The following is a 13792-nucleotide window of genomic DNA, read 5'->3' as shown; positions in this document are numbered from 1 at the left end:
GGTTCCCCTCACTGAAATCTTCCGTGCGGCACTGAAGTCTTCGCTGCGGTCCGACACCGGGGCTTTCCCTCCGACGTGGAAGACCGTACCGCACACCTTGAAGTTCGGGAAGTTATGGAAGTTCGGGAAGTGGTGAGTTGTTCGTGAAGTCCGGGAGGTCCGTACACTTCCGGCTCATGGAGACGACCAGCAGCAGCGCCGACGACACCCGGTCGGGATGGAGCCCAGTCCTGACCCGGGTACGCCTGAAGGGCGCCCATCACGTGGTCACCCGGCACGGGCACGCGGCCGCCGTACTGGTGCCGGCCGACTGGCACGCTCAGGCCGGAGGAAAGGTGACGGACACAATCACCGCGCAGGACGCCGTTCGCGGGCTGGCCCGGCTACTCGACCGCGCGCACGCGGGAGAGCACGTGGCCGTGACATACCGGGGTAAAACAGGTGCGGTCATGGTCCCGCCGGAGTGGCACACCCAAGTCGCCGGCGCTTCTCCCGGTCCGAAGAACGACGCGCCGGAGGGGTCCTCGGACACTCCCTAAACGGGTTCGCGAGTCCCGCTGCGGTACCGGCGTCAGAAGATCTGCATTGTCTGACCACCGACGTGGTCGTCCATACGGTCGGCAAGGCTGAGCCTCCAACGCCGTGACGAACTCGTGGACCCCGGCCATGCCATTGTGTTTGGGGCCTGGAGTGCCGGGCGGGCCACACCGGCTCACCCTGGAGGCCGAGACCAATCGACAGCAACACCCGGACACGGTGCTCCCGGGGGCTGTGTGTCACGAGCCGGGGGATTGAGAATCCTGGAATGGCAGTAGCTGTGCATCCTGGCGTGGGACGCTGAGCCGCGGCAATACGCAACGCACCCCGCAGTCACGATCGAGGCCCTATGCGCACCAGCCCAGGACCATTCAGCGTCTACACCAAAGACGCCGAGTTCTACGACGTTCCCAGCGGGGGTGAACTCTCCGACTTCAGCCGTTCGCTGCTGGCCTGGTGATAAGCGTGGGGCGGATGCTGGCGGTGCTTGGGTATGCGAACGCGGCCCGGTACTGCGACGAGCCGCTCGATCGCGGGACACCTTGGGCAAGTTCCGTGCAGCGGGCTTGCCCAGGGGGCCGACGGCCGGATCACCCATGGCGGTCGCCACAGTCTCCAGGACGGCGCGCTGCTGCGGGTCGACGGAGACGCCTGAACGGCCGCAGTGAGCGGAGCGTGGCAGTGCACCCCGGCGCCGTGCCGCCAGTCGAGCCCTCCTTGCCCCTCGTCGGGGGTGCCCGCCGGCCTGGCTCCCCCTACGCGAGCCAGGCTGACCGCACGGGGCGTCAAGAGTGAAGGAGGACCCTGGGCGTGCTGCTGCCGCCGCTGGAGCCTTCGGCGCGGCAGTCGACCTCAACGCACAGCTCAGGACGGCCGCTTCATACGGTCTAGATCCTCTGCCTCGGCGCGGTAGCCGGCGGCCTGGAGAGTGAACATGGCGGCGTACTCGGCGCCGAGGTTCATCAGCTCCTGGTGGGTGCCGCTCTCGGTGATGCGGCCACCGTCGAAGACGAAGATGCGGTCGCAGGCGACGACGCTCGCCAGGCGGTGGGAAATCAGCACCGTGATCTGGTCAGGGCGCGGGTTGTCCCGCAGGACCGCCTCGTACACAGCGTGCTCGGCGCGGGGGTCCATACTGGCGGTTGGTTCGTCCAGCAGCAGTACGGGGGCGTTCTTGTACAGGCCGCGGGCGACGGCGACCTTCGCCCACTGGCCGGCGGACAGTTCCTGGCCGCCGCGAAACCGCTTGGACAGCAGCGCGTTCCACCCGCCCGGCAGTCCGGCAATGACCTGCTCCGCGCCGGAGGCCCGCGCGGCGTCCAGAGCCCGCCGCGGGTCGGCCTCGGTGAGGGTGCCCCGGGAGATGGTCAGGTTGGCCAGCGCGCTGAACGGGAACCGGACCGGGTCCTGGAGCACGCAGCCCACCCGGGCCTGCAACGACTCGGCATCCATGTCCAGCACGCTCACCCCGTCCCAGCTGACCGTGCCCCCGTCCTGGGGCTCGTACAGTCCGGCGAGGAGCCGCGCGCAGGTGGACTTGCCGGAGCCGTTGACACCGACGAATGCCACCGTCTGACCTGCGAGCAGCGTCATGGAGATGCCGTTGAGCGCCGGGGTGTCCTTGCCCGGGTAGGTGAAGGACACGTCCTTCAGCGTGATGGACTTCACCGTCTCGGGGGCGGGCAGCCCACTGCGGCGCGGCTGGAGAGTGCGGCAGCGTTCCTGGAAAGCCAGTAGGTCGTCCACCCACATGGCGTGCTCGTAGACCAGGTGGGAGACGTCCACGAGCCGGGTCAGCGAGGACTGGGCGGCCTGGATGGCGAGGACCGCGCCCGCCCCGGAGGCAAGCGGCAGCCAGCCCGCGATCAGCATGGCGCCGAGCGCCGTATAGGTGATGCCAGTGCCGATCCCGCCCACAGCCCGGCCCGCCAGGGTCAGCCCGGCCGAGCTCACTCCCAGGCGGGTGTCTTCCTCGGCGATCCGGGTTGTCAGCCGGTGATGCTCATCCAGCAGCGCGCCCTGGGCGGTGTCCGAGCGGAGTTCGGCGGAGGCGTCCCTCTCCAGCAGAAGCCAGGAGAAGATACGCACCCTGCGCTGCAGGGTGTTCCACCGCTTGAAGGAGTGGAAGCGCGCCCGGGCGCTGCGAACGGCCGCCGCGCCGACCGGAAGCACCGACAGCAGGAGAAGAGGGAGCAAGGCGGGATGGAGGACGCCCAAGACGCCGGCGGTGCCCACGAGCCCGAGCAGTGCCGCGGCCAGGGAGACGACCTGGCCGACGATCTGCCGGGCGTAGAACAGCCCGCGGTCGTTGGCCCGGTAGGCCTCGTCGTGCCAGTCCGCGTCGTCGACGACCTCCAGCCGCACATGGGCGGTCAGGGTGAGGAACTCCGTCTCCAGCGCGGTGCGGATCTTCGGGGTCACTCTGGCCTGCGCGATCGCGACGCCTGCCTCTAGGAGCGCCCGGGCGGACAGGAAGCCGACGACGACCAGGAGTTGGGGGATGGCCGCGCGCACCCGGTCCGGGGTGGGTCCCTCGGCGAACAGTTCCCGCAGCACCGCCACCGAGGCCATGAGCCCGAACGCCGTCATCGCGGCCGACGCCAGCTGCAGGACCACGACCGCGATGGTCGCGGTCCGGTCAGCCTGCCAGGCCAGCCGGCCGATCTGGCGCACGATCCGCGGCAGCCGCGCGAGGATCTGACCCACCGTGGCCTTGGACGCGGCGCCGTCATACACGGACCAGTACGCCTCCTCCAAGCCGTCGGCAATATCACCGTCGTGCGGCCCGCCCGGCACGGCGGGGGGCGGCAGCGGAAGTTCCGCACCGCGCGGGCCGGGCACCGGCCCAGGGCGGATGCCGTCTGCGTCACCACCGCTGCTCATGCCCCCCACCTCGTATCCAGCCGTGCTGAGCGGCGCGTGTAGGTGTCGCACTGCTGAGGTCCGCAGGACAGGGAGGCGAGTAGGGACCCCTGCCGGTGTTCGAATCCGGAGGGATGAGTGAGAGCGGGCTCAGTGTTCATGGTGTGCTCCATCTGGGCGACTGGTTGGTACTGGTGCTCTAAGAACGCGCCGGATCCGGGGCCGTAACGGCCCCGTACAGGCGAATGTCTCGAACGTGAATGCGGGTCTGGCGTCTGGGGCAAGAGCCGCTTGCCTGGTCGTTGTTGAACTCACACGTTCGAGTGGTTGGTGATGTTCGGCACCGGATCGGGGGCTTGCGTGGCCCTCCCGCAGGTTCAAGTACCGAATGGCAGCAGGCGCATTGGCGTCTATCGGGCCGGGCGGACTTGTAGAGTGCGGGGCCTCCGTTACGCCATGACCCCTGTGGAGCTGACCGTGTACGTGCTTGGTGGCCGCCTTCGACTGGCAGGTCTCGGCGGAATTCCTCCGCGGGCCGAGCGGAGGGCGATGGCCCGTGGCGATCACTGATAGCGACATCGCGGGAGTACTCACCACCTACCTTGAGCGCTACCCGCAGGAGGCCGGACAACTGGCCGAGCCGCTGCTGCTCCTGGCCGAAGGACGGGAGTTCGCCTCGCGGCGGACCTTCCCGATGCACGTCACCGCCGGCGCACTGCTGGTCCGGGACGGCGCCGAGGTCCTCCTGATTGAGCACCTCGCGTACGGGATCACTTTGCAGCCAGGCGGGCATCTTGAGCCGACCGATACGACGCTGGTCGGCGCGGCGCTGCGGGAGCTGGCCGAGGAGACCGGCATCGATCCCGGCCAGGTCGTCCCCGTTTCGGCGCACCCCGCCTATGTCGAGTTCGGCCGGGTGCCGGCCAGACCCGCAAAGGGCGAGCCGGACCACTACCACCTGGATTTCGGCTACGTCTTTACGACAGCCGACGCCGAGGTCGGGCGTATCCAGGAGTCCGAGGTGACCGGGGCCGCCTGGTACCCACTGGATCTGGCGGAGCGCCTCGTCGGGCCCCGGATCACGCGGGCGGTCACCACATCGACCGGGAGCAGGTAACCCCTCCGCCACCGGAAGCTCGCGAGGCGGCCGACTGCCGGGCAGGGAACATGCCGTCGTAGAAGATGCCCGGGCAAGCGGGTTCGGCGTCATACCTCCTCCGGGAGCTCGGCGACGATCACGAGCCAGCTCGTCACCGTGACGTCGTCCGGCTTGGTCTGGGCGGTGGCCTCGGCGAGGATGGCCATCTTTTGCTCGTAGGAGAGGGCGCCCTCGGGGTGGGCGAAGACGGGAATGGACAGCCAGGCCGACCGCTCAGCGTTTGTGGTGCTCTGACCGGTGACCTCCGCGGCGACAACGCGTAGTCCGGCATGGGCCAGAAGCTCGGTGATCACGGGGAGCGGGAGTTTCGCAGGGACGGGGGCCGTCGGCGGGACGATGCCGTAATCCTGGATGGCGATCTGCTCGATCAGGGCACTGAGGGAGAGCCCCGTCGGCGGGGTCAGCGCGGCGGGGTGCGTGACGCCGGCGAAGACGCCGCCGACGTTGAAGACGAACCGGCCTCCGGGCCTCAGAACACGACGCACCGCATTGACCACGTCGGCGACGTTGGTCTTCCACACCGCCGAGTTGCACACGACGGCATCAACGCTGCCCGCCGGGACGTGGTCGGCCAGGACTTCGGCGGCGGCGTTGACCCAGGTCACCCGGGGGTCGCTCAGGAGGCGACGCCCGATGCCCTGCATGGCGGCGGAGCTGTCGAGGGAGACGACGGTGGCATCGGGCGGCGCCAAGGCGAGGATCGCCTCGGCTGTCGTACCGGTGCCACCGCACAGATCGACGATCACACGGCTGTCGGCGAGACCGGCGCGCGCGGCCAAGTCGCGGCTGGAGGCGCTGTACATGGGGTAGGCGCGGGTGAAGGCGGCGTAGGTCTCGGCGGTGGCATCGTCGTCCCAGCCGGTGAGGGCGTCGTACTCCAACGGGTTCACCTCGTTCTCGTGGACGGGTAGCGCACGTGGCGGGAAGGGAGGCGATCTGGAACCGCTCGGGCCGGATCGGCGGCACCGACCCGTGCGTTCTGCGTGTCGTCGGAGCCGTCGGTTCGCGGTGGACTCAGTCGAAGGACGGCTTGGCGTTGCGGCTCCGCTTGAGCTCGAAGAAGCCGTGCGTCGCCGCGACTTTCACCAGGCCGTCCCAGAGCTGGCCGGCGGCTTCGCCGCGGGGGGCCGGGGTGATGACGGGGCCGAACAGGGTCGTGCCGGCGATCCGCAGGACGGGTGTCCCGACGTCGAGTCCGACCTCGTCGAACGCCTCGTGGTGAGAGTCCTTGATGCGCTGGTCGAACTCCGTGCTGGTGGCTGCCGCGGCCAGTGAGGCCGGCAGCCCGGCTTCCGCCAGGGCTTCGGTGATGACGGTGGGGTCCTCGCAGCGCCGCTGATTGTGCAGCCGGGTGCCGATGGCCGTGTACAGCGGCCCCAGGACGGGGCGGCCGGCGTGCTCGGCGGCGGCGGCGCAGACCCGCACCGAGCCCCAGGCCGTGCTCATCAGGTTCCGGTAGTCCTCGCTGAGGCCCTTGCCGCTCCGCTGGTCGAGGTTGAGGTAGGCAAGGGACATGATCCGCCAGTCGGCGCGCACGGGCCGGACCTGCTCAACCTCCAAGAGCCAGCGCGAGGTGATCCAGGCCCAGGGGCACAGCGGATCGAACCAGAACGGGACCTGGACCTCGTCACGTTGGGTCTCTTGCTTGTTCGTCATGATGCGTACCGTCCTGTCTGCGAGTGGCACTGCATGGCTCGTCGCCCGGAGGGTGGGCTAGATGTCGAACAGCCCGCCCTGGACCGGGATGTTGCTCTTGGCGGTGCGCCCCGCCACCTTCACCAGGGCGGCGAGGTCGGCGAGCTGCGCGGTGTCGTCCGCGGCACGAAGGAGGCGGAGGAGTACCTGCGCGGTGACGTCGACGTCGGCGTAGGCCCGGTGGCGGGCGGTCGGCTGCGGGATGGCGAAGTGCGCCAGCAGGGTGTCGAGTTTGTAGTTCGCCAGGCCTGGGGCTAGGTACTTGGCGAGGGGGATGGTGTCGAGGAAGTCGATGCGGGCCAGATTCGGGCAGTGCTCGCGGGCGTTGTGGATGACGTTCGCCTCGGTGGCGGCGTGCTGCGCCACCAGCAGGTACCGGCCGCCAGGGGTGAATCGTCGGTCCAGGGCACCCATGACGTGTGCCACGTCCGGGGCGCCTGCCAGTTCGGCCGCTGTCAGGCCGGTCTGGGCCGTGTCGGCCCGTGTCACCGGGGCGAACGCGGGCGGCCGGATGAGGGAGGCACTTCGGCCGGCTTCCGTCCATGCACCGGCCGGGCAACGCAGAGCGAGGGCGGCGACTTCGATGGGCTGCGCCGGGTAGCCCGTTGGCGTTGTCGTCTCGAAGTCGACGACCACGAACGTCGTTGCCCGGAAGTCGGGGTCGTCGGTCAAACTGCCCATGCGTCCGCCGTTCACGTCGGTTGGGTGGCACCGCTGGCGTGTGCCCTGCTCATCGAGAAGAGCACGCGCCGGCGGCTACCTGGGTGGGTTCTGGTCAGTGCCCGATGACCCGGGCCACGGCCGCCGTGGCCGCCGGCAGATCCGGAGCGTTCCAGAGGCGCTCGCCGGTCCAGGTCTCACTCAGGGACCGGTAGAGATCGGACATCACCGGCAGGAAGTCGCCCGGCAGTGGGGTCGGCGTGGGCCACTGATGCCGGGGCACGCCTTCGGCGAGCAGCCGGTTGACGGGCACTTCGAGCCCGTTGGCGACGTACCAGTTCCGCAGGACCTGCTTGCCACAGTGCACGCCATCGAAGAGCAGGCGGCTCTCGTCGGGAGTGCCGGGACTGTCGGCGAGCACGAGGCTGCCATCGGCCGCCACCACGAATTCGAGTTTGCCGTCACCGTGCCGCAGGCCCACCGTGCGCGCGTGCTCGGTCAGCACGCGGTTGACCGTGACGGTGACGTCGCGCAGGGCTTGGAACCGGTCGTCGTCCAAACCTGTGAGGCGTTGGGCTTCCGCCGCGTCTATGTACTCGTTGACGTCGTCCAGCATGGTCGCGAACTCGACGAACGGCTCCTTCAGTTCCTCCCCGGCCGCGGGGAGGGAGCTGAGTCCGACCTGGGCCGGGGTAAGGGTGCCTGCGGCAAGACGGCGGTGGACGGAGCTGCCCTGCGGGAGTTCCGTGCGGACAAGGACATGCACGGGGAGCAGCGTGTTGCAGACGTCGGGGCCCAGGGGCACGGCATCCGGGGCGGGAAGGCGGGCGAGATCGAACTCGATGCGGTGGGGGGCGATGAACCGGCGGAAGTGGGTCCGCACGCCGGCCGCCTCCAGCAACCGGAAGTTGAAGGCGGCCATGCGGGCTATGGCCTCGCCCTTGCCGGGGATCAGGTCCGGCATCCGGCCGTAGTGGAACACCGTGTAGGCATCGGTGTACTCGAAGACCCCGACGCCCGCACTGGCTTCCGTGACGGGGGTGGCGACCTTCAGGTTCTTGGTCGAGTGGAGGACGGGCATCATGCTCCTCTGCTGCGACGGCTGGGAGCCGTCACCGGTCGGAATCGGCGGTCGACGGCGCGGGAATGGATGCGGGGCGGCTGCGGGCGGCCGCCTGCCCGAGAGCGCAGCCGGGCAGCGTCGGTGCTCCGGCTCCTGACGGCAGGCCCGCGGCCTCTTCGGTGTTCTCGCCGGTGAGGGCCAGGTGGCCGTCGACCACCCTGAGCACGTGCATGCCGGCGGCGAGCGCCGAGGCGATACCGTCCGGGGAGTCCTCCACGGCGAGGCAGCGCTCCGGCGGAACGCCGATGCGGCGAGCGGCCTGAAGGAACAGGTCAGGGGCGGGCTTGCCGCGTGCGGCGTCCTCCCGCGTGACGACGGCTTCGAACTCGGGCCCCAGGCCCAGGGCTTCAAGGCCGGGATGGACGAGGACGCGGCTGGCCGCCGACGCCACGGCACAGGGCAGCCCGACCTCGCGCGCCGCGTGCAGGAGCGAGACGCTGCACGCGATGGGGGCGATGGTGTGCATGTGAGCCAGGAGGTGGGCGCGGCTGCGGCGGATGATCTCGTCGTGGGGCAGCTGCCGTGCGCCCGGCAGCGCGGCGAGCAGGTCGTGGATGGACAGGCCGCAGTGCCGGCGGTACCAGTTCGTGTCCAGGTCGAGCCCGTACGGCTGGAGTGCCGCCCGCAGCGACTGCTCCTGGTTGGCCGTCGTGTCGGCGAGGGTGCCGTCGAAGTCGAAGACCACGGCCTCGATGCCGTCAGGGATGACCGGCGAGCAGCCCGCGGCGTGGGCGGGGTTCGGGCTGCCCGGGGGGAGGACCATCTCGTTCATGCCGGCACCACATCCACGCGGTGTCCGCAGCAGATGCACGGCGCCTCCTCGCCCGCCCACGGCTCACGCAGGCAGTCAAGGCCCGGTCCGGCGCCGCCGATCCAGTCCCGGATCTGCGCGGCGGCCTCGTACTCGTCGACGAGGCGCCGGTCGATGACGCTGTAGCGGGCCGGGTCGGTGGCGGCGACCCGTTCGAACAGCGCGCACGCCTGACGCATGAACGTGGCCTGCTCGGGGGTGAAGACCCGCTGGTCGCGGCGCTGCGCGCGCACGAGGGCCTGGTCCGCGTCGTCGGTGATCAGGATCGTGAGATCGGGCAGCGGCCGGTAGAAGGACGCGAGGCCGAGCAGGGCCAGGGCCGTCTCAAGGGCCTGGTCCGGGTGGTCGGGGTGCAGCAGCAGCGCCTGGCACACCGCCGTGGTGTCGACGCTGCGGCCTTCGACGACCGTGCGCCTGCCGGCCAGGTCGGGGAGCAGGGTGTCGAGGTCGTGACGCTTGATGGCCATCAGCAGGAGAGCTTCGGCCATGGGGGTGCCCCCGCGCAGGAACGGGTCGCCGGTGCTGGCCTCGCGCAGCGCCTGGAGCAGGGCTTCGCCCAGTCCGGGGCGTCCGTTCGCCCGGTGGGAGAACTCGTCCAGCACTAACGGCTTCTCGTTGAGGGCTTCGACGGCACGGTTGGTCAAGTAGGTCTTGCCGACACCGTTGAGGCCTTCGGTGGAGATCAGCGGGCCGCGGGTGCACGCGTGGCGTGCCGAGGTGATCGTCACGGACGGGATCCTTTCGGAGACGAGGACGGGGCGCCGGAGCGGCTCTTGCGGACGGGGCCGGCGTCCCGGCCGGCGGTCATGGTGCCCACGCGGCGGCTGCCCGGGCGACGACGTTGGCGTAGTGGTCGAGGGTGGCCGCAGTGTCGCCCTCGGCGAGGACGACGGCGAGCGTGCGGTCGAGGATCTCTGCCGTGCCGCGGCACGGCTGCTGCGGCACGGGGAACGGGGGCCGGGTATCGCAGGGCACGAGGCGGAAACTGCCGGTGGAGTTCGGCACGCCCTGCTGCGCGAGATGTTCGGCGAACGCCCTGGGGCCGGGCAGGCCGATGTGTAGCAGCGGGGAGAAGCCGTTCCATTCCTCACGCGCAGCGGGAGCGAGGGCGCTCAGACCGGGGACGCGCTGCAGGGCGTTCAGGAGGTATCGGGTCTGGGAGCGGCGCCACTCGAGGAGGCCGGGCATGCGGCGGAGGTTGGCCAGAGCCAGAGCCGCCAAGGGGGCGGCGAGGCGGAAGTTGGTTGCCAGCCGGCTGAGCGGGGCCTCTCCCGGTGGGGCGGGCTGCCAGTGGCTGCGGAAGGCGCGTGCGTGCTCGGCGACTTGGCTGCTGGCCGTGGTGAGGAACCCGCCTTCGCCGCTCCACAGGATCTTGCCGTCCTTCATGCTGAAGCAGCCGACCGTGCCGACCGTACCGGCTGGCCGATTGTTCCGGACGGTGCCAACGGCCTGGGCCGCGTCCTCGACGATCGCGAGTCCGTGCTCGGACGCGAACGCTGCCAGGGCGCCGGGGTCTCCCATCCGGCCCCACAGGTGGACCGGGATGATCGCCCGGGTCCCGGCGGTGACCTTCCGGGCCGCATCCTCGTAGTCCAGGTCCAAGGTGGCCGGGTCACTGTCGACGAACACCGGCGTGGCCCCGAGCGCGCGAAGAGGTGCCACCGTCATGATCACGGTCAGCGCCGGGACGAGGACTTCGTCTCCCGGTCCGATCCCGCAGGCGGACAACGCGGCGTGCAGAGCAGTGGTGCCTGAGGACACGGCGACCGCGTGCGCGGTGCCGAGAGCGTGCGCGGCTTCGTCCTCGAACAGCCGCAGATGGCCCGAGGCCGCCGGATCGGGCATGGCCGACAGGCTGGCGGTCATCTCTCGCAGGAGAGGCGCTCTGTCGGGGGGCAAGGGAAGGGTCATCGGCTGGACTCCTTATTGAGCAGGCGCGGCATGTCCAGGACCAGCGGCCACATGTTCACGCAGTCCCGGCTGAAGTGGGAGCAGTCCGTGCACGGGGGCCGCCCGTCGAACAGCGTCCGGGCGTCCGCCCCGGCAATCGTGCGCCGTCGCTCTGCGGGGGTCGCGGCGATCCGGCGATCGGACGGACAGTCCCACAGCGAGCCGTCCGGCTGGACGAAGAACAGCTGCGCCCCGCCGAAGCACTCCTTGACGCGCCCGCTGACCTGGGTGGAGATCGCGGAGACGAAGCGCAGCATGGAGCCAGGTGAGGGAACCTCCAGGCCCGCCGGGTCGGCCTGTAGCTGGGCCAGCTCCTGGGCCACGGGCACCGTGTCCTCGGGGGTGTGCGCGAGTTCGTCGAACAGCTTGTGATCGGGTGCCAGGGAGATCGGCTGCGGCACGAAGTAGTCCACGCCGAGGTCGGCGCCCAGCCGTGCCACCTGGGTGATTTCCTGCGGCGCCGGCCGCATCACCACGCTGTAGATCCCGACGCGCGGCGCCGGGCCGGCGCCGCGGGCCCGCAGCAGTGCCTGGATGCCGGCCAGCACGTCGGCGTGGCCGAACTTCCCGGAGCGCGACGGCCGCAGGCGGTCGTTGGAGGCCGGGTCCACGCTGTCCAGGGACACCGACACCCCGTCCACCTGAAGCTCGACGAGACGTTCGGCGATCCCCGGTCGAGTGAGGGGGATGCCGTTCGTGGCGATGACCACCTCGCATTCCGCGTTCTTGATGATCTCGATCAGGTCCAGGGCAGCGGGCCAGTCCAGCGGCTCGCCGCCGGCGATGACGACCCGCTCGACCGGGGAGCCTTCCAGGGTCCGCGCGAACGCGGTGATCTCCTCCCGGCTCAAGTCGTTGCGGGAGATATGCGACAGGATGCCGAGCTGGTCCGGCGGGCTGGCCTTGTGCTCCTCCACGATGCCGAAGTAGCAGTACAGGCAGGCCACGGCGCAGCGGGAGCGCAGTCCCCACAGGAGCGTGATGTCACGACGCATGGACAGCCTCCCGCCGCTGGATCAGGTCCTCCACGGCCGCCCGGAGTGCCTTCGCGCTCTCGTCTTGGCTGCAGCCGTTCACGTCCAGCACGATGAACCGGTCGGGGCGGGCGCGGGCGAAGTCGCGGTAGAGGACCTCGGCCTGTTCGATCACCACGAGGTCCCGGTCGGCGAGCACCCGGCCGGTCCGGGCGGCGAACCTGCTGTTGGCTACCTCCCGGTCGCAGGTCAGCAGGACCGTCGCGTCGGGAGCGGGGCGCCATGGGGCCATCGTCGCCAGGATGCGCTCCGCCAGTGCCTGAGGCTGTACACCCGGGTGCTGGGCGGCCAGGATCACCGCCTGGTAGATGGCCGTGCTGTCGATCCCGCGGTCTTCGAGGATCACCTCGACGCCGGTCAAGTTGCGCTCGCTCAGGAGCTCGTACTCGCGGACCTTCAGAGCGAGGAAGGCCAGGGTCTCGACGACGGGATGCCCCGTCCGCAGGAAGACGTCGCCCGTCGAGCGGAGAGCGGCGATCACCTGGCCCGGCAGCGTGTCGCCGTCCTGGTCGGTCAGTTCGCTCAGCCGCAGGCACCGTGGGCCCAGCTCTGCCGCGACCGCGCGGATGGCCTCGCTCTTGCCCACCCCGTTGAGACCCTCGACGCTCACCCACAACGGGCGGACACAGCCGGCAGCGGCACGGGGACCGGGAAGGGCGGGGGCCGTCGTGCCCGGCTCCCTCCGGTCCGCGGCGCACCCTGCCGGGAGCTCCAGTTCAGCGCTCATGCTGCCCCTCCCAGGGGAAAACGACCCAGGTGTCCGTCAGTGAGGCGATGTAGTCGATGTCGCGGTGGGGGTCGGAGCTTTGCGTCCAGTTGGCCCGGTTCACGGCGAAGACCGCGGTACGCACCCGGGCGGGGCCGAGGTCGTGGATCAGCCGGGCTGTGTGGGTGAGGGTCCCGCCACTGCCGGCGATGTCGTCGACGAGCAGCACGTCCAGGTCTGTGAGGTCGCCGAGCGACGCGGGGTTGCGGACGGCGGGGACCGTGCTCTTGGCGGCGTTGATGCCGTCGCTGGTCGTGCGGGTGACCTCGACGGTCCGCACGTCGCGGATCGCGAGCCGGTGGGCGAGCCACGCGGCCGGGATCAGGCCGCCGCGGACGATGCCTACCACCGCCTGCGGCATCCCTGCGGCCGCCACCTGATGCGCGAGGGTTGCTGTCGCGGTGGTGAGGTCGTCCCACGTCAGGTACAGGGGTCCGGGCCGCTCTGCGTGCGTCGATGTCGTCGGTGACGGATCCATCTGCTGCACCTCCTCCTTGGTCCGCTTACCGGGCAGGGATCAGGCCGCGTTCCACTGGGCGCCGGCCAGAGTGACGAACTGCTGGTTGAGCACCGGATCGATCGCGAACTGGCCGCCTGTGTGCAGCGTGGTGGTGCGGGCGGCCTCCAGCCGCACGCCCCGCATGCTCATGCACAGGTGCAGACCGCGTACGGCGACCGCGACGTCCTTGCGTCCGATCACGTCCACAAGGTGCTCGGCGACCTGCCGGGTGAAGCGCTCCTGGACCTGGAGCCGCCCGGCGTAGTGCTGGGCGATCCGCCCGAACTTGGACAGTCCCACCACCGCGCCGCCGTCGGGTACGTATCCGGCCGTGACGTGCAGGTTCATGGGCAGCATGTGGTGCTCGCAGAGCGACCACACGCTCATCCCACCCACGATGACCAACTGGTCGCCCAGCTGGGACTCGGTGAAACAGGTGGCCATCGAGGCGTCGTCCGGGGACAAAAAACGCGCTCCACCAGGCCGCGACGCGGTCCGGGGTGTCGAGCAGTCCTTCGCGGGTGGGATCTTCACCCAGCTCAACCAAGAGCTGGGCGACCAGGTCCGCGACCCGGTCGATGTCGACGGGTGCAGCAGATGGTGCGGACACGGTGTCGGCGGTGCTCGGGGCCGCCGCGGGACGGTCGAGGCTGGTCGTCATCGGTTCTCTCGCTTCCAGGACCTGGGGGAGCGGAC

The 13792-nt window shown here is 70.3% G+C and carries 14 protein-coding genes; 2 read left to right on the top strand and 12 right to left on the bottom strand.

Annotated elements, in window-relative coordinates; genetic code table 11:
• The first annotated feature begins 176 nt into the window (after window positions 1–176).
• Window positions 177–539 (top strand): type II toxin-antitoxin system Phd/YefM family antitoxin, encoded by a 363-nt coding sequence (locus tag IE206_RS34050; protein ID WP_189969114.1) that lies wholly within the window; start codon window positions 177–179, stop codon window positions 537–539.
• Between the two features lie 862 nt (window positions 540–1401).
• On the opposite strand, the gene IE206_RS34045 is transcribed toward IE206_RS34050, so the two are convergent.
• Window positions 1402–3420: an ABC transporter ATP-binding protein gene (locus tag IE206_RS34045; protein ID WP_189969111.1), complete on the bottom strand. Its 2019-nt coding sequence runs from the start codon at window positions 3418–3420 to the stop codon at window positions 1402–1404.
• Window positions 3421–3955: 535 nt separating this feature from the next.
• Here IE206_RS34045 and IE206_RS34040 point away from each other — a divergent pair.
• Window positions 3956–4516 (top strand): NUDIX hydrolase, encoded by a 561-nt coding sequence (locus IE206_RS34040; RefSeq protein WP_189969109.1) that lies wholly within the window; start codon window positions 3956–3958, stop codon window positions 4514–4516.
• Between the two features lie 89 nt (window positions 4517–4605).
• Here the strand turns inward: IE206_RS34040 and IE206_RS34035 are convergent, their stop codons facing one another.
• The 11 genes from IE206_RS34035 to IE206_RS33985 all read right to left on the bottom strand — a co-directional run bounded on the left by IE206_RS34035 (window position 4606) and on the right by IE206_RS33985 (window position 13561).
• Window positions 4606–5439, bottom strand: a complete 834-nt coding sequence (locus IE206_RS34035; RefSeq protein WP_189969107.1) for a class I SAM-dependent methyltransferase — start codon at window positions 5437–5439, stop codon at window positions 4606–4608.
• Between the two features lie 133 nt (window positions 5440–5572).
• Entirely contained in the window at window positions 5573–6214 is a 642-nt protein-coding gene (locus IE206_RS34030) for a mycothiol-dependent nitroreductase Rv2466c family protein (RefSeq protein WP_189969105.1), read from the bottom strand.
• Window positions 6215–6271: 57 nt separating this feature from the next.
• A complete protein-coding gene (locus IE206_RS34025) occupies window positions 6272–6934 on the bottom strand; it encodes a 3'-5' exonuclease (RefSeq protein ID WP_189969103.1) in 663 nt (220 codons plus the stop codon).
• Between the two features lie 94 nt (window positions 6935–7028).
• Complete coding sequence (locus tag IE206_RS34020) at window positions 7029–7997, bottom strand: phosphoribosylaminoimidazolesuccinocarboxamide synthase (RefSeq protein ID WP_229853277.1); 969 nt, start codon at window positions 7995–7997, stop codon at window positions 7029–7031.
• A gap of 28 nt (window positions 7998–8025) precedes the next feature.
• Window positions 8026–8808 (bottom strand): HAD family hydrolase, encoded by a 783-nt coding sequence (locus tag IE206_RS34015; protein WP_189969101.1) that lies wholly within the window; start codon window positions 8806–8808, stop codon window positions 8026–8028.
• The gene (locus IE206_RS34010; protein WP_229853276.1) at window positions 8805–9575 is read right to left on the bottom strand and encodes a nucleoside/nucleotide kinase family protein; all 771 of its coding nucleotides are present in this window, start codon (window positions 9573–9575) and stop codon (window positions 8805–8807) included. Before IE206_RS34010 ends, IE206_RS34015 begins: the two co-directional genes overlap by 4 nt.
• A 76-nt stretch (window positions 9576–9651) precedes the next feature.
• Window positions 9652–10713: a DegT/DnrJ/EryC1/StrS family aminotransferase gene (locus IE206_RS34005; RefSeq protein WP_229853275.1), complete on the bottom strand. Its 1062-nt coding sequence runs from the start codon at window positions 10711–10713 to the stop codon at window positions 9652–9654.
• Between the two features lie 41 nt (window positions 10714–10754).
• Window positions 10755–11792, bottom strand: a complete 1038-nt coding sequence (locus IE206_RS34000) for a radical SAM protein (protein ID WP_189969097.1) — start codon at window positions 11790–11792, stop codon at window positions 10755–10757.
• Window positions 11782–12558: a dTMP kinase gene (locus IE206_RS33995; RefSeq protein ID WP_189969095.1), complete on the bottom strand. Its 777-nt coding sequence runs from the start codon at window positions 12556–12558 to the stop codon at window positions 11782–11784. The genes IE206_RS34000 and IE206_RS33995 overlap by 11 nt, the downstream gene beginning before the upstream one ends.
• On the bottom strand, window positions 12548–13075 hold the full coding sequence (locus tag IE206_RS33990) for a phosphoribosyltransferase (protein ID WP_189969093.1): 528 nt from the start codon (window positions 13073–13075) through the stop codon (window positions 12548–12550). The genes IE206_RS33995 and IE206_RS33990 overlap by 11 nt, the downstream gene beginning before the upstream one ends.
• 39 nt (window positions 13076–13114) lie before the next feature.
• On the bottom strand, window positions 13115–13561 hold the full coding sequence (locus IE206_RS33985; protein WP_268254459.1) for a GTP cyclohydrolase I: 447 nt from the start codon (window positions 13559–13561) through the stop codon (window positions 13115–13117).
• Window positions 13562–13792 lie beyond the last annotated feature (231 nt).

The organism is Streptomyces violascens, from assembly GCF_014649955.1.
GTDB classification, from domain to species: Bacteria; Actinomycetota; Actinomycetes; order Streptomycetales; family Streptomycetaceae; genus Streptomyces; species Streptomyces violascens.
This window is presented reverse-complemented; position numbering and strand designations above follow the sequence as displayed.